This window comes from Flavobacterium panacis (assembly GCF_024649945.1).
Lineage (GTDB): Bacteria > Bacteroidota > Bacteroidia > Flavobacteriales > Flavobacteriaceae > Flavobacterium > Flavobacterium panacis.
The window spans coordinates 1-19102 of record NZ_JANKMS010000017.1 but is presented as its reverse complement, the minus strand read 5'-3'; the positions used below and the strand labels follow the sequence as shown (position 1 = coordinate 19102).

The window sequence follows — 19102 nt, the reverse complement described above, 5'->3', positions numbered from 1 at the left end:
TTGTAGACGTACATAAATTGTGTCTGGGGACTTTATTAATAAAATTTACGCGTGGAAATAAAAATCGAAATCTATTTATCTATTTGCCGCTTGAAGCCGTGATTTTTCCTAACTGTAATCTGTAATCTGGTTTTTTAGGATTCGCAATGTCAATGAATGTTTCATTGTTACTACTTTGAGAATAAACGTTAAAGAATACGCTATTTCCATACCAGCTCTCTAAATCTTCATTGTTAGAATTATACTCTGTAAAGATGTTTCCGTTACATAAGTTAAAGTACATTTCTTCAAATTTGATTTTCTTAAGATTAGCATCGTTGATCTCAATTTTACTGTCTAATAAAACAGCAGGATTAAATCCAGAGATTACGCTACGTTTTAATTCAAGAGAAGCTGTTTCTGCAACATAAACACATTCTTTAACTAAACCAGCTTGGATATCAGCTTTGATATTTTCACTGTCATTAAGCATAGTAATATTTGTAGCAGCTACAAGAGTTTGTTTTTTTGTAAAGTCAGTTTCGTTCTTTTTCTCATAAGATTTCACCTCCATACAACGAGATCCGTCTTTGTTACTAGATAAGTAAGAAGATCTAACTGCTAAAGAGTTGAATAAACGACATTGAACACCTTGTGTAAATTTAAAGTCGTCGTTGATAGATTTATAAGAAACTAATTTAGAAGCATTCACATCACCTCCGAAGAAAGCAAATGAGTCACCTCCAGAATAGCTTACCATTACGTTGTCGATAATTGTTTTGCTACCAACTCCAGCAACAGTTAAACCATTAAAAGTATCTGCACCTTTCACTTTTTTACCTGCGAATTCGATTCTAACAAATCTTAAAATTCCAGAGTTTGATGCAACATTGTCTCCACCATAAGTAGTAAGAGTCGGATCAAGATCAAGGTTGTAAGAACCTACGTTTCCGAATTTGTTAATTGGAGCATCTCCAAGAACTACAACTCCACCCCAGTCTCCAGCTTTTTTCATGCTGCGGTTTGAAGTAAATACGATTGGATCTGTTTCTAAACCATCTGCAATAATTTGCGCACCTTTTGTAACTACCAATGTTCCTTTTGTTTCGAAATCACCAATAATTAAAGTTCCTGGTTCAATAGTTAAAACAGCATTGTTTGTAACATATACGTTTCCTTGCAAAACGTAGATATTTCTTTTTAGCAATTTAGTATTAACAGAAATGTTTCCTGCTAAAATTTGGTTTGCTTCTCCATAGTCCACTTTGTTAGGCTTAAATTCGGTCCAGTTATTCAACCAATTGTTGTAGCCCATAATTCCTTTCTCTTGTTGAGCACTCATACTCGTAACCGTCAAAAGAACGCAGATTAATTGAGTAATTTTTTTCATGATAAGGGGGTGTTAGGTTTAATAATAATTTGGGTATGCGTAAACGAAAAAACTCCTCTCGAGTTTTCTGGGTCAGAATACTCGAGAATGAGTTTTTTTTTTATTTTGTTTTAAAAAGCATCCACTTAGATTTTATCCATCTACGTAAAGACTTTGAAAAAGGTTTTAAAAAAAATTAATCATTTATTACATTTCGTTCAAATCGTTGAACTCGTGTAATGATTTCAATGTACTTTCGTAAAATAAAATAGCTGCAATCAAATTTGATTTATCAGAGTAAGGCATCATCTTTCTTTGAAAATCTACCGTAGTATCTAAGAAAGTTGAAGTTCCAACTGCCTGAGCATCTAAAACTTTTTTGTGATCGTTATCGTCTGGAATACCAAGGTCGGCCATAGTAACGCCAGGTTTTGTTACCAAAGCAATGTAAGGAAGAGTTTTCACTAAAACTTTGATACGTTCAATGTATAGCTCTAAAAGTTCCCCTTTTTGCATACCACTTAATTCTTTTTGATCATGGTATTTACGAATAAGAGCTGTTGTACTAATAATACTTCTTGGCGCGTTTTTAGCCTGTGCCGAAACGGCTGCAGTAGTTAAGATAAAAAGTGCACTTAGCAGAGTAATTTTCCCTTTCATAGATTCTTATTTATAATTGGTTGTTGATAAAAACAAAAATATAGAAATTAACTTAAACTCCAACTTTAATGATTTATTTTTTCAAAAAAAAACCTTAAAAAAACCTTAAAAATCAGTCTTATGTCGAGAAAATGTGCGTTTTAACGTGCTTTTTGTTAAAATCGTTAAAATCAAATACGTAAGATTATCGCTATAAACAAATCGAATTCTTTCTTTTAAATAATAAAAAAAAACTTACGTTTAGTGCTCTATCGAAAAAAAATATTAACAAAAACATCTTGATATCTGCTCATCTTGAGCCATTTATTAACAAAATTGTGTTGAAGATGAACTAAAAAAATCGTCAAAAAGCATTTTCAATTTCAAAATTATCAGTAACAAATAATCTTAACACGAAAATTTTTGACTACATCATTTTCTTCTATCTTTGTTCCATGCAATTTTCTCAAATTTTAGGTCAAGATTACATCAAAAGCCACTTGACAAAAAGTGCTGCTTCTGGTAGAATTCCACATGCCCAATTGTTCGTTGGTCCGGAAGGAAGTGGCACGTTAATCACTGCCATTGCTTATGCTCAATACATTTTATGCGGTAATACAGACGATGAAAATTCAAACGGAAACGATTCCTGCAATCTGAAGTTTGACAATATCTCTCATCCCGATCTCCATTTCATTTATCCGACAGTTACAACTGAAGACGTAAAAACAAAACCAAAAAGTTTAGATTTTATTCAAGACTGGCGCAGTTTTATTCAAGAAATGCCTTACGGAGGTTTGTTTGACTGGTACAAAATTCTTGGTGTGCAAAACAAACAGGGAGAAATTCGTGTAGAAGATGCGCAGGAAGTTTTAAAATCACTTGCCCTAAAATCTTATGAAGGCGGATATAAAATAATGATTATCTGGATGGCCGATAAAATGAATATTGCCGCATCCAATAAACTTTTGAAACTTTTAGAAGAGCCTTCGGAAAAAACCATGTTTATTCTGATTTCTGAAAATGAAGAAGATATTATCCAAACCATACGTTCGCGTTGTCAGGTAATTCATTTTAATGGACTTCCCGAAAAAGTAATTGCCGAAGCTTTGGTTTCGCAAGAAAATACAGATCCGAATCTGGCCAAAAAAATTGCGCATCAGGCACAAGGCAATTTTAATAAAGCCTTGCATTTGTTGAAAGAAGACGACGATGATCTTCCTTTTGAGCAATGGTTTGTCAATTGGGTTCGTGCTGCTTTTAGAGCAAAAGGAAATGCTGCAGCCATTCAGGATTTAATTTCCTGGAGTGAACAAATTGCAACGCTGGGACGTGAAAGTCAGAAAAAATTTATCCAGTACTGTATCGAGATGTTCCGACAAGCACTTATGCTAAATTACCAAGCATCAAGTCTGGTTTATATTGAGCCTAAGGTGGATAAATTCAAACTCGAAAATTTTGCTCCTTTTGTTAATGGAAATAATATTCATGAAATATTTAAAGAACTTTCAGATGCGATGTATCACATTGAAAGAAACGGAAATGCAAAAATTATTCTAACCGATTTATCAATCAAATTAACTCGTTTAATTCATAAAAAATAAACTTCAAAATGAACAATGTTGCCTCAATCTTAATTTTAGCTTTTCTAGCTTTAACTTTCTTACAGTCAGGTTATGAAAAAATATTTTACTGGAATGATAATGTAAGCTGGCTTAAAGAACATTTTTCTAAAACGAAATTAAAAAATCACGTTCCGTTGGCGTTAATGCATCTTTTAATTGTAGAATTAATTTCTGGAATTTTATGTGTTGTTGGAGGAATTCAATTATTCACAAATAACGGAAGAGAATTTGGATTGTATGGCGCCATTTTTTCTTGTATTTCTTTGTTAATGATGCTTTTCGGACAAAGACTAGCAAAAGATTATGATGGAGCGAGAACCATTGTGATCTATTTCATACCAGCTGTGATAGCTGTTTATTGGTTGAATTAACAACCTCAATTTTTTAAAAATAAGCCTAAAGTTATTATGGCGAAAAAAGTCCAATTGATTGGACATCAAAAACAAATTTATTATTCAAAAAAATGAATCCAAAACATCCTTCAGAATCTCTAACTATTTTAACTGACTTAGTTTTACCGAGCGAAACTAATCCTTTAAACAATCTTTTTGGTGGCGAATTATTAGCCCGAATGGATCGCGCGGCAAGTATTGCAGCCCGAAGACATTCACGCCGAATTGTAGTGACAGCTTCTGTAAATCACGTTGCTTTTAACAGAGCAATTTCGCTTGGAAGCGTTGTAACTGTCGAAGCAAAAGTTTCGAGATCCTTCAAAAGTTCAATGGAAGTATTTATTGATGTCTGGGTAGAAGACCGCGAATCTGGAAATAGAACAAAAGCAAACGAAGCCATTTATACTTTCGTTGCTGTAGACGATACGGGAAGACCAGTTGAAGTACCGCCAATTGTTCCAGAAACAGAAATTGAAATTCAGCGTTTTGATGCTGCTCTTCGTCGTAAACAATTGAGTTTACTTTTGGCAGGAAAGATAAAACCTTCTGATGCGACAGAATTAAAGGCTTTATTTCTATAGAACGATTTTGTGACAATTTGGAACAATCAAACTTCGAAAAAAGAAGTAATTTTACAAATTGTAAAACAGATCAATATTTTTACGGAAGAATTTTCTTATTTTTATCCGGAAAGCAAAATAATAATTTAGATATTTAGAAAAAAATGAGTTCAGACAAAGAAGCCAAATTAAAAGCGCTGCAATTAACGCTTGATAAACTTGACAAAACCTACGGAAAAGGAACCGTAATGAAAATGGGCGACAGAGCCATTGTAGAAGTAGAAACGATTTCTTCTGGCTCACTAGGTGTTGATTTAGCTCTTGGAGTTAATGGTTACCCAAAAGGAAGAATTATTGAAATATATGGTCCAGAATCTTCTGGAAAAACTACCTTGACGCTTCACGCAATTGCAGAAGCTCAAAAAGCTGGTGGTATCGCTGCTTTCATCGATGCGGAGCATGCATTTGATAGAAACTATGCTGAAAAATTAAATGTTGATATTGAGAATTTAATCATTTCTCAACCAGACAACGGAGAGCAGGCATTAGAAATTGCTGAAAACTTAATACGTTCTGGAGCTATTGATATTGTGGTTATTGACTCTGTTGCTGCCTTGACTCCAAAAAGCGAAATTGAAGGTGAAATGGGAGATTCTAAAATGGGTCTTCACGCACGTTTAATGTCTCAAGCATTAAGAAAACTTACTGGAACTATCAGTAAAACAAATTGTACTGTTTTCTTTATCAACCAGCTGCGTGAGAAAATTGGTGTAATGTTCGGAAATCCAGAAACTACAACTGGAGGTAACGCATTAAAATTCTACGCTTCTGTTCGTTTAGATATTCGTCGTTCTGCTCAAATTAAAGACGGTGAAAACGTAATTGGAAACAGAACAAAAGTTAAAATTGTTAAAAACAAAGTGGCGCCACCTTTTAAAACTGCTGAATTCGATATTATGTACGGAGAAGGAGTTTCCAAAACAGGTGAAATCTTAGATTTAGCTGTTGAATTTGACATCGTTAAAAAAGCAGGATCTTGGTTTAGCTATGGTGATACTAAATTAGGACAAGGTCGTGACGCTGTTAAAACTTTGATTAAAGATAATCCAGAACTTGCTGAAGAACTGGAAATTAAGATTAAAGAACATATCAAAGAATTAGCTAATGCTTAATTTGATATAAGTTGAAAAAAGACTATTTCTGAGTCCGATAGATTATAAAAATCTATCGGACTTTTTTTATTTTTAAAAAAGTAAAAATCAGACGCAACCTTTTCACGAAACCAACATCTATATAAAAAACAGGTCTCAAAATTGGTAAGCCATATATCAATTTGGAGTTTTTTTTAGAATTTACATTGGTTGGTTATTTGAATTAAAATCCGTTAGTAATTGGGTACTAACGGATTTTTATCAAATTTTTTTTACTTTTTTTATTTTCCAACGCAACCTTTTTTGTTTTTCTTCATCTATACTAATGTGACGTTAACTTGAGTTACTATTAAACTCTTTATTATCAACCATTAATATTTTTAACCATGAAAGAAAAAATGGAATTGTTGTACAATAAAAACCGAAGAAAAACCAAATTGAAATTTAAAAAAGTATTACGTTTTATTTCAGAAAAGATCATTCACAGATAACTTTTGAATAAAAATAGGGGGTTTTTAATTCAAAAAAAGCCGGTAGATTGAATAATCTACCGGCTTTTAAATTTACAGAATGTTGGTCTATTTTGTTTTTTGAAAATCTAGTAAACCATTGTATATTAAACTTCTAACCTGATCTTTAAGCTCTTTTCTATGATCAATGGTTACACCTTTCGTTTCTATAAAAGGAAGAATTCGCGCACGCATTCTTCCAGGACTTCCGCTTAAAAAAGTATACGAAAAACGTTCTTTATTATCTGGGAAAACAATTGGAACAATTGGAATTTGATGATCGATTGCCAATCTAAAAGCTCCATCTTTGAACTCGTCTAACAAAATACTTTCATCATCTGGAACACCGCCTTCAGGGAAAATACAAATACTTAGGCCTTGGTTTAATCGACTTTGTGCTCTTTTGAAAACTTCATTTTTACTTTTGGATGAATTTCTATCCACTAGAATACAGGTTCTTTTGTAGAAAAATCCGAATAAAGGAATTTTTACCAATTCCTTTTTCCCAACAAAAACAAAAGGATTTCTAATTAAGGCCAACATAAGCATAATATCGGTCATCGAGGTATGATTGGCCACAATCATGTAACTTTTGCCTCTAATAAGCTTTTCTTCGCGTTTAACGGTATAATAAAAGCCCATTCCGAAAAGGATAAATTTTGCCCATATTCGGGCCATTTTAAAAAAATACGGATATCCTTTTTCTGAAATAATAGAAATCAATAAAAACGGCAACATAATCAATATCGGAACCGCCATTAAGACGTAAAACCAAATGCGCCAAAGAATCCAAAAAGCAATTTTAAATATTTTCATAGAATCAAATGTAAGAAAGAGAAATGGATAATTTTATTGGTTGGATAAAACAATTGTTGCTTTTTTGTTACGCAGAGAACGCGGAGTTATTTTCGCAGAGTACGCTGAGTTTTTTTTGAGAGAATGCTTAAGCATGAGTTCACAGAGTTTTTGAAAGTCTCTAATCTTTTTTTCAAAAAAGATTTCTCATCTTGAGTAATTTTGATATTTTTATACGAAATTATTCGTTAAAATAACAAATCTGTCATGAATGAAAATGAAATCTCAACAATCATAATTGGCTTAGCTATTCAAGTTCATAGGACACTTGGGCCGGGATTGTTGGAAAATGTTTATAAAGAATGTTTGTTTTATAAAATCAAGCAATGTGGACTTATTGTTGAGAAAGAAAAACCGATGCCTTTGGTCTTTGAAGAAATACAATTAGACTGCGGTTATCGAATTGATTTATTGGTTGAAAACAAATTCGTAATTGAAATTAAAGCCGTTGAATCTCTCACAGTAAATCATCTAGCACAAACCTTAACCTATATTAAATTAGGTAATTACAAACTTGGATTACTAATAAATTTCAATGAATCTCTCCTCAAAAACGGAATCAGAAGAGTTGCAAATAATTTATAAGTCCATCTAAAATAATCTCTGTGATCTCCAAAAAATATAAAAACTCTAAAAAACTCAGCGTACTCTGCGAAAATAACTCCGCGAACTCTGCGTAACCTACACAACGTAAAACAAACAAAAAAAATCTTCGCGTTACTTAGCGGTTAGAAAAAACATTACGACATTTGCATTTAGTAAAAAATTGAGAATGGCAAAAATACTTACTGGTGTTCAAAGTACAGGAACACCACATTTAGGAAATTTATTAGGAGCAATTATTCCGGCAATTGAATTATCAAATGATCCGGCAAACGAATCTTATTTGTTTATTGCTGATTTACATTCAATTACTCAGATTAAAGACGGAAAAACTTTAAGAGACAATACTTACAGTACAGCAGCTGCTTGGCTTGCGTGTGGTTTAAATCCTGAAAAAGTAACATTTTATAGACAATCTGATGTGGTTCAAACTACTGAATTGACCTGGTATTTAAGCTGCTTCTTCCCTTTTCAAAGATTGACTTTAGCACATTCTTTTAAAGATAAAGCAGATCGTTTAGACGATGTTAACGCTGGTCTTTTTACTTATCCGATGTTAATGGCTGCCGATATTTTATTGTATGATGCTGAATTTGTTCCAGTTGGAAAAGATCAGTTACAGCATTTAGAAATTACGCGTGATGTGGCTTCTCGTTTCAATCACCAAATGGGTGAAACGTTTGTGCTTCCTGAAGCAAAAATTCAGGAAAACATTATGTTGATTCCGGGAACAAACGGAGGAAAAATGAGTAAATCTGCCAATAATATCATTAATATTTTTCTTGATGATAAAGCATTACGCAAACAAGTCATGAGTATTGAAACAGATAGTACTCCACTTGAAGATCCAAAAAATCCAGATACTTGTAATGCATTTGCTATTTATTCTCTGTTAGGAAACGAGGAACAAATTGCCCAAATGAGAGCCAATTATTTAGGCGGAAATTATGGTTATGGTCATGCGAAACAAGCTTTGTTTGAATTGATTACAGAAAAATTTAAAACAGAAAGAGAGAAATATAATTACTACATCAACAACTTAGAAGAGGTAGATGCTTTATTGAAAAAAGGCGCTTCAAAAGCTTCTGTAATTGCTGATGGTGTTTTAGCAAAAGTGAGAGAAGTTCTTGGTTTTGGAAAATAAACCGTAATTCACTTTCACACCAAAAAACAAACGTTGATCAGTTTAAAATTGGTCAACGTTTTTTATTTCAAGGCAAATATTTTTTCGTAACTTCATATAAATTAATCCTTTAAATTTAAAAAAGATGGATAAATATATTGAAAACTACGATGTTCCATCCTACTTATTTCAACTCCTAAATATCTTTTTTGGAGTACTTCTGATATACATTTTATATCGATTGTATAAACATTTTACCAAAAAATAAAATAAGATTTTCTGCGTTAAATTACTTCAAAAAGTTTTCCTGGAAGCGGTCTTATAACACCTTTCAATTCCATATTAATTAAAATCGAAGACATTTTAAAAATGGGGAAATCACATTGAATTGCAATACTATCAAGCAATTCCTTTCCGTTTAATTGTAAAAAATCATATATTTTTTGCTCTTCAGGTTCCAACTCAACAAAAAGCTGTTTCTGAATTGTCTTTGGCTTTTCCTTGATATCCCAATTTAACATATAGACCAAATCAGCTGCATTAGTTAAAACGTTTGCTTTCTGTGTTTTAATCAAACTATTACAACCCTGACTGAATTTATCAGTAACTCTTCCTGGTACAGCAAAAACATCTCGATTATATTCATTTGCCATATTGGCTGTAATGAGTGATCCGCCTCTATCGGCAGATTCAATAACAATTGTTGCTTCGGTCATTCCCGCTACAATTCGGTTTCGACGAACAAACTTCTCTTTATCAGGATTAGAATCACTCCAAAACTCTGTTATAAAACCTCCATTTTCCTCCATCCTCGCCATGTACTTTTTGTGAGATTTGGGATAAATCTGATTTAGTCCATGAGCTAAAACTCCAATCGTCTGAAGATTATAATCCATTGCAGCCTGATGGGCAACTATGTCAACTCCATAGGCAAAACCGCTGACAATAACCGGATTTAAAGGCGCTAAATCTTCAATAAGTTTTCGGCAAAATTCTATTCCATAAGAAGTAATCTGCCGTGTACCCACAATGCTGATTAATCTTTTATTCTTAAAATCGATATTTCCCGCAGTAAAAATTAAAATGGGTGCATCAATACAATGTTTTAAGCGATCTGGATAACTTTCATCCTGAAAAAAAGAAACCTGTATTTTGTTATTTTCTATAAAAGACAGTTCTTTCTCGGCCTTTTCAAATACGCTTTTATCTTTCAAATTTTTTAATAAAACTGTTCCAACTCCATCTATTGCAGCAAGCTGACTACTTTTGGCTCTAAAAATGGACGATGCATCACCAAATGAACTCAATAATTTTTTCCCGATTATATCTCCCACTCCATCAATCTTTAGCAAAGCCAAAAGATAAAATAATTCCTGTTCGTTCATTTTCTTAAAACATTATGTAAAATAGAAAAATATTTTCACCATTTTCGAAGTGCAAATATCAATAAAACAAAGTAATTTCTTAATAAAATATACTACAAAAATTGTATAAGATTTATCTTCTTCTAAAAACACAGTTCTAAATATCTGAAAAAGAATAATCTAAAAATAAAACTCAATTGTTAATAAAAATTGTGAATAAAATTTTGATAACTATGCTCGTTCCATAACTTTGCTATTATGAAAATCGAAGTATATATCTCTCAGTTATTGTATCGTTATCAGTGTGTAACGGTTCCAGGTTTTGGTGCGTTTTTAACCGAAATTCATTCAGCGCAACTTAATCAAAGTACTAATTCGTTTTTTCCTCCAAAAAAAACACTTTCTTTCAATAGTCGTTTAAAAAATAATGACGGATTGTTAGCAAATCATATCGCTCAAGCAGAAAAAACTTCTTATGGTTTTGCTGTAAGTGCTATTGCATTTGAAGTTTTAAACTGGAAAAAAACATTAGAAGAAGATGGCGTAATTTCTTTAAAAAATATTGGAGAATTGCGTTTAAACTCTGAAAGCAATATTATTTTCACGCCAAACGATCAGACCAATTATCTGGCAACTTCTTTTGGATTAAGTCCTTTTGTTTCTCCAATGGTGAAAAAAGAGGTTTTCGAGAAAAAAATCGAAAAGATTGCTGCAAAAGAAAAAGACGTTGTTTTATTAGATTCTAATGACGAAGAAACTAAGTCTTCAAATCCTTTCTTGCGTTATGCTGCAATTCTTGTTTTAGGACTTGGAATTACAGGAAGTATCGGTTATCCATTATACCAAAATCAAATTGACAACCAAACACTTGTTGTAGAACAGGCAGTTCAGAAAAAAGTTCAAAATAAAATTCAAGAGGCTACTTTCTTTATCAAAAGTCCACTTCCTGCAGTAACACTTTCTGTAGATTCTGCTAAAGTTGAAACTGCTGAACCGACGATGCCTTATCACATTATGGCTGGAGCATTTAGAAGTGAACAAAATGCAAGAAAAGCTTATAACCAATTGATTAAAGATGGTTTCAAAGCTAGAATGCTTGGAGAAAATAAACACGGCTTATTTCCTGTTTTGTACGGAAGTTATGCTACAATGAAAGAAGCTGAACAAGCTCAAAGAGAAATACAAAAAGGCGAAAATCCAGATGCTTGGATTTTGGTTGAAAATCTATAAAAATTAAAAAATCCGATTCAAAAGAATCGGATTTTTTTTTGCTTCAAACTTATTTTTAAATGTTTATCGTGAAACAATTTTAGCAGTCTGAGAAAGAATTTCTTTTCCAGATTGCGAAACTGTTAATACTGCTGGTGGCGAGTCTTTTTCGCCCAAAACAATAAAATAACATTGGTATTTAAAATTCCCTTTTTTGAATTCGTAATAGTGGTTTCCTCCTGTTCCGTCTGCTACAAAAATCCCTTTTTCGATTACAAGATCTGGAGTATCCGTCATTTTCTTTTTGATTGACCAGGAAGCGTAGCGATAATTATCATTTCCTAAATCATCGATTCTAATTCTGAATTTGGAAGTTTCCAAAATAGCAACGGGTTCTTTAAAATTTGAAATAGAAGTATTTACGCTTTTTTTCTGTTTCGCGATTAACGAATTTTTCAGTTTTAATTCTTCTTCCGATTGGTTGTTGATGCTAATAATTCTTCCATCAATATCTATCCACATATCTCCTCGATTCAGCATGATTCCGCGCCAACCTACTTCTGACCAATCTTTTTCAGGATCCGATTTTGTAATTTTCTCAATCAAAACTTTATCAAAAATTTGGTTGTATCTTTTTATAAAATCAGCCTTGTCTTTTACCGAAGGAATTGGATAATCCCTTTTAAAAGGAAATTTTATTCGTTTCGAAATCGCTTCTTTGTCTCCTGTTTTAACTTCCAAAATAAACTTAGAAATAAATTTTTGATACTCTGGTTTCAAATCTTGCGCATGCAAAAGTGGAGAACATAAGATCAGAATAGCAAGAAATATTTTTATATTTTTCATATCAAAATTGAGTTAATGCATTATTATTTAAAACTTTGAAAAACAAAAAGTATTGTTTCAGGTAGGACGTTCATAAAAATTAATTGATACTTGCTTTGAACATTTTTAATTCATCCCAGGTAAATTCATCTCCATATTTTTCTTTCAAAGGACTCAAAGATTCTTCTTGATAAAATTGGAACGCTTCTCTTAAAGCCAAAATTTTATCATACGGCAGAACATCGCCAATTTCGATTTTTTTCGCCTGAATCAATTTGATCAAATGTCCTTCAATAGTCTGAACGTTTAATTTTCTCATTCTTGCAATATCTTCAACCGAATTTTTGTCTAGCCACAAATCATATGTTTCTTCGACTGTCGTTTTTTTAGACGTTTTAAGCTCGTTTTTCTCCGTCTTGGTTGATTTGTATCGAATAACAGGTTCTTCGGTCCTAAAAATGTCTGTATTTGTTGTTCTCAGCTCTTCTCTTATTCTTTCTGCTTTGTTAGTTTTGTAATTTTTGATATTTTGCGACGTTAGCTTTTCTTTACTGATTTCTTCACCAGCAACGACAACTTCAATCAATAACTTGGCTTTCATCAATCGCAAAACTGCTTTAGTTTGGAGATCTTCTAAAAAATTAAGCTCTTCGTAGAACTCTTTTACTTTTTTAAATTTTTGAATTTCAGCTATTTTGTAAATCAGATCATCGACCAATTTGTCCATTTGCTTGAAGAAATAATCATAGGCAGCATCTACCCTTTCTTTCACAAAAAACAAATCGACCGTTTCTTTGATGAAAATTTTGTTGAGTTGCGCAATGAATTTCTGCGAAGGGTCTAAAAGCTGCTCAATAATTTCCATTCGTTTATGTGCCCAAACTGCGTGTTTCGCTTTTTCGGAACCTGCCGCATTTTCGTTATAACTAAAACGATGATTTCGCCATTCCTGAGCCAATTCTCCCCAATTAAAACTGTTAACCAAATAGTTATGAATAAAATTTTTAGTTTCAAAGTGAAGTGCTTTCTCTAAAGTTTCTTCCGTTGCTCTATTCAAAGCGTAATCCATCACATCTTGGTCGTTGGAAATACCATTCATCTGCATCGGAGAAAGCAAAATAAGCCCGTTTAACGAACGTAAACGCGAAAGTGCTACATAGGCTTGTCCAGGGAGAAAAACTTGCGATACATCGAGCGCTGCTTTGTCAAAAGTTAAACCTTGGCTTTTATGCACTGTAATCGCCCATGCCAGTTTGATCGGGTAATGAGCAAAAGTTCCTAAAACTTCTTCTTCAATATCTTTGGTTTGTTCGTTGACTTTGTATCGGATATTTTTCCATTCGTATTTTTCAACTTCGAGTGTCATATTCTCTTCCGGAAAGTGAACAAAGATTTCTTCGTCTGAAAGGGATTTGATTACGCCCATCTTTCCGTTGAAATATCTTTTCTCAAAAGACAAGTCATTTTTGACAAACATAATCTGTGCTCCTACTTTCAATTTCAGTTCTTCTTCAACAGGAAAGATCTTTTCTGGAAAGTCTCCCACAACAAATGGCGTATAAACGTATTCTTTACCATCTAAATCATTGATTGACTGTGAGTTGATAGCATCCGCTTTCGCATTATGCGTTGTCAGCGTGATATATCCTTTGTTCTCTTTGAAGTCAAAATCAGGCTTAACATACTGATTTAGAATAGCTATGTCTTCTGGAGTGATCTGATTATTTCGAAGATTGTTCAAAACCGAGATAAAAGCATCGTCGGTCTGGCGATAAATTTTTGACAATTCGATATAAATCGGCGGATACGTTTGCAGAACATGAGAATGGAAAAAGAATTTTCCACGGTAATAATTTTTGAGCGTTCTCCATTCTTCATCGCGAATTACCGGCGGCAATTGAAGCAAGTCTCCAATAAACAAAACTTGAACTCCACCAAAAGGCTGAGTGTTTCTTCGAACGGTCTGCATCATGAAATCTACTGCATCCAACAAATCGGCACGCATCATACTGACTTCATCAATCACAAGTAACTCCATGTTTTTGATAACATTTCGTTTTACATTGTTCATTTTAAAATGACGACGCAAAGACTCTTTGTTTTCGAACTTCACCGTTTCTGTGAATTGTGCACTCGCATCGTACGAAGGGATAAATGCAGAAAATGGTAATTGAAACATCGAATGAATCGTAACACCGCCCGCATTCAAAGCGGCGATTCCGGTTGGTGCTACCACTACAGTATTTTTGTGTGTTGTTGCAATGATTTCGCGTAAAAGCGTAGTTTTTCCAGTTCCTGCTTTTCCCGTGAGGAAAATAGATTTTTGCGTTTGATTGATGAATTGTAAAGTGTAAGCTGCCGCTTCTGAAACGTTTTGCATTTGGCCTGTATTAAATAATAAAATTACCGCATTTTTATAAAAAGAAAAAACCTAAATCTTAGTGGATTTAGGTTTTCAGTAATTTAGTTAGTTTGGTAGTTTTTTATTTTTTTGCTTCACCTTCTTTAGTTTCAGCTGCTGGTTTTGCATCTGCTTTAGGTGCTGCTTTGTACTTATCGTTTAATTCTTTGATAATCTCTTTTGTGATATCATATTTGTCTTCAGCATACAAAACAGTTGCAGCATCTCCTGTCCCGTAGATGTAAGAGTAACCATTTTTCTTTCCGTATTCTTTGATGAATTTTTTAACTCCACTAACAAGAGAATCCATTTCTACACCGCTTTCTTGTTGTAGTTGTTGTGCTAATGCTTGTTGAGCATAACCTAATTGCTGCTCTCTTTTTTGCAATTCAGCTCCTCTTTGCTGTGCCCAAGCTTGACCGTTTGCTTGTGCTTGGCTTTGAAAACTAGCAGCGTCTTGTTTAAAACGTGAAATCTCAGCTTGTAATTGTCTACCTTTTTCTTCCGCTTGAGCTTTGTACTTTGCCTCTAAATCTTTTGCCTCAGTGTATTCTTTCATCAAAACCGAAGTATCCACGTAAGCTGTTTTTACTTCCTTTACCTCTGCTGTTTTGTTACAAGAAACTGCGAAAACTGAAAGTGCGATAATAACTAATGCTTTTTTCATTTTTTTAAATTCTATTTTTTTAAGTATGAAAGACAAAAATATAAAAAATTCAATAGGATTAACATAAACTTTAAAAAATGCACAAATTTTATGATATTGATTTTATTTATAGAAAAAATAATAGCAATAATCCGTCGCTATTGCAATGAAATCAGTATTTTTCAACGATTTTATAAAATAAAAAAGCCATTTCATCAGAAACGAATGAAATGGCTTTTTAGTATGATTTACTATTTTATTTATTTTTCAAAACATAAATATGAGATGAATATTCTTTTGAACTTTTTGCTTTCCAATTTGATTTCAAACCAACTAAAAAAGCTTTAATATAATTCATTTTTCCTGTTTTATATTTTTCAGATAAAAGACTCACATAAAACGAATCAAACTTCATTGGAAGTATTTTTTCCAATTTCATATCTACTCTTTCAAAAAGCACTTGAATCGATTTTTTTGAAAAATGCCAAAAGTGAATCGGTACATCATAAGCAGCCCAAAACGTTTGATAATGGTTGGCATCAAAAGATTTATAATTTGGAACCGCAACAATTAATGTTCCAGTTGGTTTTAATAAACGCTTCAATTCCTGGATCTGATGTTCCAAATCTGGAACATGTTCCAAAACATGCCACATTGTAATTACATCCAAAGAATGATTTTCTAAAGCGCTAATTTCTTCTACAAATGAAATTCCTTTTTGCTTTGCAATATTCTTTGCGCGATCGCTCGGTTCTACTCCAATCGTTTCCCAACCATTATTTTTTGCTGTTAAAAGAAAATCTCCTGTTCCAGCACCAATATCCAACAATTTGCCTTTTTGTGGTTGTTCTGCATTTATTAGATTTAACTTATTTTGAAGGGCAATATTTTTTACAAAATGATAGGCTTTTTCAAATAAGGAACGTTTGTTATCTGTATGCGAAATATAATCTTCACTTTCATAGTATTTACCCAAATTTTGAAGTTCAGGTTGTGGAGAAGTAATCAACATGTCTAATTCTTCATCATAATACAAATCGAAAATTTCTTTTGAAACAGAATGGTCTTTTACGGTAAGAAAGTGTTTTTTGTTTAAAACGTCCATTTTTAAAATTATAGTATTGGTTTAATTTATAGCAAATCCTAAAAACGATATAATTTCGTTTTTAGGATTTTTATTTTACTTTTTGTTATATTCTCCAGTTTATCTTTACAGCTGAAATTTTCTCGTTTTCAATTCTCGAATTTTCTAAAACAGAAAAATCATTTAAAATATAAAACTGCACAGGCGAAATATATTTCTGATGATTTCTTTTTACATCATTTTCATGATCGATAACCCAACCATTCAAATCTGTATTATTCTTTTTTAATTCTTCTAATAGAATTCTTCCGTATCCTTTTCCTTGAAATTGATAATTCAACATAATTGCAAACCAAATTTCATTATCACGAAAAAAGGTATAAGCCCAACCTTGAATTTTATTTTCATCATCAATCAACATATAATTCTTTTGCTCCGCAATTGAGTTACAATATAACTCAAACTCTTCAAAAGTTTCATGCCCAAATTGAATTGGATATTCATTGTTACGAAGTTGCCACAATTGTTTCTTTTCTTCTTTCGAAAAAATATCTTTTTGTACAACTTTCATATTGATTTGATATAATTTTTATAAAAAGGTTTCACGTGGAACATTTCTAAGTATTCAGTCGCAGTCTTCAGTCTCAGGAAAAACCTGAATACTGAGCACTGCGACTGCAAACTTTTTCTATCTTCCCATATAAATCAAAAGCACGGAAATATCACTTGGTGATACTCCGCTGATTCTTGAAGCTTGAGAAATGGTTACAGGACGAATCTTGCTTAATTTCTGTTTTGCTTCAATTGACATTGATTTGATTTTGTTATAATCAAAATTGTCTGGAATTTTTACTTCTTCCAAACGATTCAACTTGTCTGCATTATTTCTTTCCTTTTCGATATATCCAGAATATTTCACCTGAATTACGGCTTGCTCTACAATTTCTTCGTCAAGCTGATTCTCTTCGATATAAGCTGAAACTTTTTCAAATTCCAACATATCTTCCAATTCAATTTGCGGACGAGAGAAAATCTTGAACATTTTATCACCTTGAGAAATTGGCGCAGATTCTTTTGCTTCCAAAATTGGATTCGTTTCTGCAACACTTACACTTGTTTCTTTGAAGAAGGAAACCATCTTTTCAGACTCGTTAAGTTTCTTTTCCATTCGTCGCAAACGAGCTTCAGAAGCTAAACCAATTTCGTATGACATTGGAGTCAATCTGAAATCGGCATTATCTTGACGCAACAATGTTCTGTATTCTGCTCTTGATGTAAACATACGATATGGTTCTTCTGTTCCTTTCGTAATCAAGTCATCAATTAAAACTCCGATATATGCTTCATCACGTTTTAAAATTAATGGATCTTTTTCGTGAACTTTCAAGTGTGCATTTATTCCGGCCATCAAACCTTGAGAAGCTGCTTCTTCATATCCTGTTGTTCCATTAATTTGTCCAGCAAAATACAATCCTTCAACTAACTTCGTTTCCAACGTATGTTTCAATTGTGTCGGCGGAAAGAAATCATATTCGATAGCATAACCAGGTCTAAAGAATTTTACGTTCTCAAAACCTGCTACCGAACGAAGCGCTTTAAATTGGATATCTTCTGGAAGTGAAGTTGAAAATCCGTTTACATAAACTTCACAAGTATTCCATCCTTCTGGCTCAACAAATAATTGATGACGCTCTTTATCTGCAAAACGATTTATTTTATCTTCAATTGAAGGACAATATCTCGGACCTAAACTTTTGATTCTTCCGTTGAACATTGGAGAACGATCAAATCCTTCTCTCAAAATATCATGAACGTTCAAAGACGTGTATGTCATGTAACAAGAACGTTGATGCGTTAACGGAGAAGTCACATCTGAATAAGAAAATTTATCTGGCTTTGCATCTCCTTTTTCTTCGTTCATTTTAGAATAATCTAAAGAACGTCCATCTACTCGAGGTGGCGTTCCTGTTTTCATTCTTCCAGCTTCAAAACCTGCTTTGATCAAATCTTCTGTAATTCCGGTTGCAGCACTTTCTCCTGCTCTTCCTCCTCCGAATTGTTTTTCTCCAATATGAATTAAACCATTTAAAAAAGTACCATTTGTCAAAACAACAGATTTGGAACGAATCTCCACACCAAGTGAAGTTCTAATTCCTTTTATCTTTCCGTTTTCAATAATTAATCCTTTTACCATTTCTTGGTAAAAATCTAAATTTGGAGTTCCCTCCAACATCATTCTCCATTCTTCTGCGAAACGCATTCTATCACTTTGAACTCTCGGCGACCACATTGCAGGTCCTTTTGATTTGTTCAACATTTTGAATTGGATTGCAGTCTTATCTGAAACAATTCCTGAATATCCTCCAAGCGCATCAATTTCACGAACGATCTGTCCTTTTGCAATTCCTCCCATCGCAGGATTGCATGACATCTGTGCAATGTTTTGCAAACTCATTGTAACCAATAAAGTTTTCGATCCCAAATTTGCAGCCGCAGCCGCAGCTTCAGAACCAGCATGGCCTGCACCAACCACAATTACATCATATTCTTCTAAAAACATTTTGTTTTATTATTCTCCAAAAACCGCTAACGCGGTTTCTAGAATTACATTTATATTTTTCTTGTTCCACGTGGAACGTATTCTTTTTGTTTCAGGTTTGAGGTTTCATATTTCAAGTTCAAACTAGAATCTTCAAACTAGAATCTTCAAACTAGAATCTTCAAACTAGAATCTTCAAACTAGAATCTTCAAACTAGAATCTTCAAAC

At 33.0% G+C, this 19102-nt stretch carries 17 protein-coding genes; 7 read left to right on the top strand and 10 right to left on the bottom strand.

The genetic code is table 11. The features are described from left to right. Positions 1-79 precede the first annotated feature (79 nt). On the bottom strand, positions 80-1369 hold the full coding sequence (locus NQQ59_RS23920; RefSeq protein WP_144216469.1) for a hypothetical protein: 1290 nt from the start codon (positions 1367-1369) through the stop codon (positions 80-82). A 186-nt stretch (positions 1370-1555) separates the two neighbouring features. Beyond that, positions 1556-2008 carry a hypothetical protein gene (locus tag NQQ59_RS23915; protein ID WP_144216467.1) on the bottom strand — a complete coding sequence of 151 codons (453 nt, stop codon included), beginning with the start codon at positions 2006-2008 and terminating at the stop codon, positions 1556-1558. Positions 2009-2442: 434 nt separating this feature from the next. Here NQQ59_RS23915 and NQQ59_RS23910 point away from each other — a divergent pair, with 434 nt between their 5' ends. The 4 genes from NQQ59_RS23910 (at position 2443) to recA (ending at position 5736) form a co-directional block, all read left to right on the top strand. After that, positions 2443-3591 (top strand): DNA polymerase III subunit, encoded by a 1149-nt coding sequence (locus NQQ59_RS23910; protein ID WP_144216465.1) that lies wholly within the window; start codon positions 2443-2445, stop codon positions 3589-3591. Between the two features lie 8 nt (positions 3592-3599). Then, a complete protein-coding gene (locus NQQ59_RS23905) occupies positions 3600-3983 on the top strand; it encodes a DoxX family protein (RefSeq protein ID WP_144216463.1) in 384 nt (127 codons plus the stop codon). Between the two features lie 92 nt (positions 3984-4075). Next, complete coding sequence (locus tag NQQ59_RS23900) at positions 4076-4585, top strand: acyl-CoA thioesterase (RefSeq protein ID WP_012023073.1); 510 nt, start codon at positions 4076-4078, stop codon at positions 4583-4585. 143 nt (positions 4586-4728) lie between these two features. Further along, a complete protein-coding gene (gene recA / locus NQQ59_RS23895; RefSeq protein WP_125718440.1) occupies positions 4729-5736 on the top strand; it encodes a recombinase RecA in 1008 nt (335 codons plus the stop codon). Between the two features lie 557 nt (positions 5737-6293). On the opposite strand, the gene NQQ59_RS23890 is transcribed toward recA, so the two are convergent. Continuing rightward, positions 6294-7040: a lysophospholipid acyltransferase family protein gene (locus NQQ59_RS23890; RefSeq protein WP_144216461.1), complete on the bottom strand. Its 747-nt coding sequence runs from the start codon at positions 7038-7040 to the stop codon at positions 6294-6296. A gap of 246 nt (positions 7041-7286) precedes the next feature. Here NQQ59_RS23890 and NQQ59_RS23885 point away from each other — a divergent pair, with 246 nt between their 5' ends. Together NQQ59_RS23885 and trpS are read left to right on the top strand one after the other, a co-directional pair. Beyond that, the gene (locus tag NQQ59_RS23885) at positions 7287-7664 is read left to right on the top strand and encodes a GxxExxY protein (protein WP_144216457.1); all 378 of its coding nucleotides are present in this window, start codon (positions 7287-7289) and stop codon (positions 7662-7664) included. 187 nt (positions 7665-7851) lie between these two features. Beyond that, positions 7852-8826, top strand: a complete 975-nt coding sequence (gene trpS, locus NQQ59_RS23880) for a tryptophan--tRNA ligase (protein WP_144216455.1) — start codon at positions 7852-7854, stop codon at positions 8824-8826. Between the two features lie 263 nt (positions 8827-9089). On the opposite strand, the gene dprA is transcribed toward trpS, so the two are convergent. Next, the gene (gene dprA / locus NQQ59_RS23875; RefSeq protein ID WP_144216453.1) at positions 9090-10190 is read right to left on the bottom strand and encodes a DNA-processing protein DprA; all 1101 of its coding nucleotides are present in this window, start codon (positions 10188-10190) and stop codon (positions 9090-9092) included. A gap of 237 nt (positions 10191-10427) precedes the next feature. Here dprA and NQQ59_RS23870 point away from each other — a divergent pair, with 237 nt between their 5' ends. Further along, positions 10428-11399 (top strand): HU domain-containing protein, encoded by a 972-nt coding sequence (locus tag NQQ59_RS23870; RefSeq protein WP_144216451.1) that lies wholly within the window; start codon positions 10428-10430, stop codon positions 11397-11399. Positions 11400-11462: 63 nt separating this feature from the next. On the opposite strand, the gene NQQ59_RS23865 is transcribed toward NQQ59_RS23870, so the two are convergent. The 6 genes from NQQ59_RS23865 to mnmG all read right to left on the bottom strand — a co-directional run bounded on the left by NQQ59_RS23865 (position 11463) and on the right by mnmG (position 18894). Then, positions 11463-12224, bottom strand: coding sequence for a hypothetical protein (locus tag NQQ59_RS23865; RefSeq protein WP_144216449.1), 762 nt, complete (start codon positions 12222-12224; stop codon positions 11463-11465). Positions 12225-12303: 79 nt separating this feature from the next. After that, entirely contained in the window at positions 12304-14583 is a 2280-nt protein-coding gene (locus tag NQQ59_RS23860; protein WP_144216447.1) for a helix-turn-helix domain-containing protein, read from the bottom strand. Between the two features lie 103 nt (positions 14584-14686). Then, positions 14687-15271 carry an OmpH family outer membrane protein gene (locus tag NQQ59_RS23855; RefSeq protein ID WP_144216445.1) on the bottom strand — a complete coding sequence of 195 codons (585 nt, stop codon included), beginning with the start codon at positions 15269-15271 and terminating at the stop codon, positions 14687-14689. Positions 15272-15506: 235 nt separating this feature from the next. Beyond that, the gene (locus NQQ59_RS23850; protein ID WP_144216443.1) at positions 15507-16355 is read right to left on the bottom strand and encodes a class I SAM-dependent methyltransferase; all 849 of its coding nucleotides are present in this window, start codon (positions 16353-16355) and stop codon (positions 15507-15509) included. 85 nt (positions 16356-16440) lie between these two features. Beyond that, the gene (locus NQQ59_RS23845; RefSeq protein WP_144216441.1) at positions 16441-16905 is read right to left on the bottom strand and encodes a GNAT family N-acetyltransferase; all 465 of its coding nucleotides are present in this window, start codon (positions 16903-16905) and stop codon (positions 16441-16443) included. Between the two features lie 117 nt (positions 16906-17022). Further along, on the bottom strand, positions 17023-18894 hold the full coding sequence (mnmG, locus tag NQQ59_RS23840; protein WP_144216439.1) for a tRNA uridine-5-carboxymethylaminomethyl(34) synthesis enzyme MnmG: 1872 nt from the start codon (positions 18892-18894) through the stop codon (positions 17023-17025). Positions 18895-19102 lie beyond the last annotated feature (208 nt).

Excerpts from the sequence above, each read along its gene's own strand:
- recA (WP_125718440.1), top strand. The coding sequence starts at position 4,729 with ATGAGTTCAGACAAAGAAGCCAAATTAAAAGCGCTGCAATTAACGCTT.
- NQQ59_RS23920 (WP_144216469.1), bottom strand. The coding sequence starts at position 1,369 with ATGAAAAAAATTACTCAATTAATCTGCGTTCTTTTGACGGTTACGAGT.
- NQQ59_RS23855 (WP_144216445.1), bottom strand. The coding sequence starts at position 15,271 with ATGAAAAAAGCATTAGTTATTATCGCACTTTCAGTTTTCGCAGTTTCT.
- NQQ59_RS23910 (WP_144216465.1), top strand. The coding sequence starts at position 2,443 with ATGCAATTTTCTCAAATTTTAGGTCAAGATTACATCAAAAGCCACTTG.
- NQQ59_RS23915 (WP_144216467.1), bottom strand. The coding sequence starts at position 2,008 with ATGAAAGGGAAAATTACTCTGCTAAGTGCACTTTTTATCTTAACTACT.
- NQQ59_RS23870 (WP_144216451.1), top strand. The coding sequence starts at position 10,428 with ATGAAAATCGAAGTATATATCTCTCAGTTATTGTATCGTTATCAGTGT.
- NQQ59_RS23890 (WP_144216461.1), bottom strand. The coding sequence starts at position 7,040 with ATGAAAATATTTAAAATTGCTTTTTGGATTCTTTGGCGCATTTGGTTT.
- NQQ59_RS23860 (WP_144216447.1), bottom strand. The coding sequence starts at position 14,583 with ATGCAAAACGTTTCAGAAGCGGCAGCTTACACTTTACAATTCATCAAT.
- NQQ59_RS23850 (WP_144216443.1), bottom strand. The coding sequence starts at position 16,355 with ATGGACGTTTTAAACAAAAAACACTTTCTTACCGTAAAAGACCATTCT.
- NQQ59_RS23845 (WP_144216441.1), bottom strand. The coding sequence starts at position 16,905 with ATGAAAGTTGTACAAAAAGATATTTTTTCGAAAGAAGAAAAGAAACAA.
- NQQ59_RS23900 (WP_012023073.1), top strand. The coding sequence starts at position 4,076 with ATGAATCCAAAACATCCTTCAGAATCTCTAACTATTTTAACTGACTTA.
- mnmG (WP_144216439.1), bottom strand. The coding sequence starts at position 18,894 with ATGTTTTTAGAAGAATATGATGTAATTGTGGTTGGTGCAGGCCATGCT.
- trpS (WP_144216455.1), top strand. The coding sequence starts at position 7,852 with ATGGCAAAAATACTTACTGGTGTTCAAAGTACAGGAACACCACATTTA.
- dprA (WP_144216453.1), bottom strand. The coding sequence starts at position 10,190 with ATGAACGAACAGGAATTATTTTATCTTTTGGCTTTGCTAAAGATTGAT.
- NQQ59_RS23885 (WP_144216457.1), top strand. The coding sequence starts at position 7,287 with ATGAATGAAAATGAAATCTCAACAATCATAATTGGCTTAGCTATTCAA.
- NQQ59_RS23905 (WP_144216463.1), top strand. The coding sequence starts at position 3,600 with ATGAACAATGTTGCCTCAATCTTAATTTTAGCTTTTCTAGCTTTAACT.
- NQQ59_RS23865 (WP_144216449.1), bottom strand. The coding sequence starts at position 12,224 with ATGAAAAATATAAAAATATTTCTTGCTATTCTGATCTTATGTTCTCCA.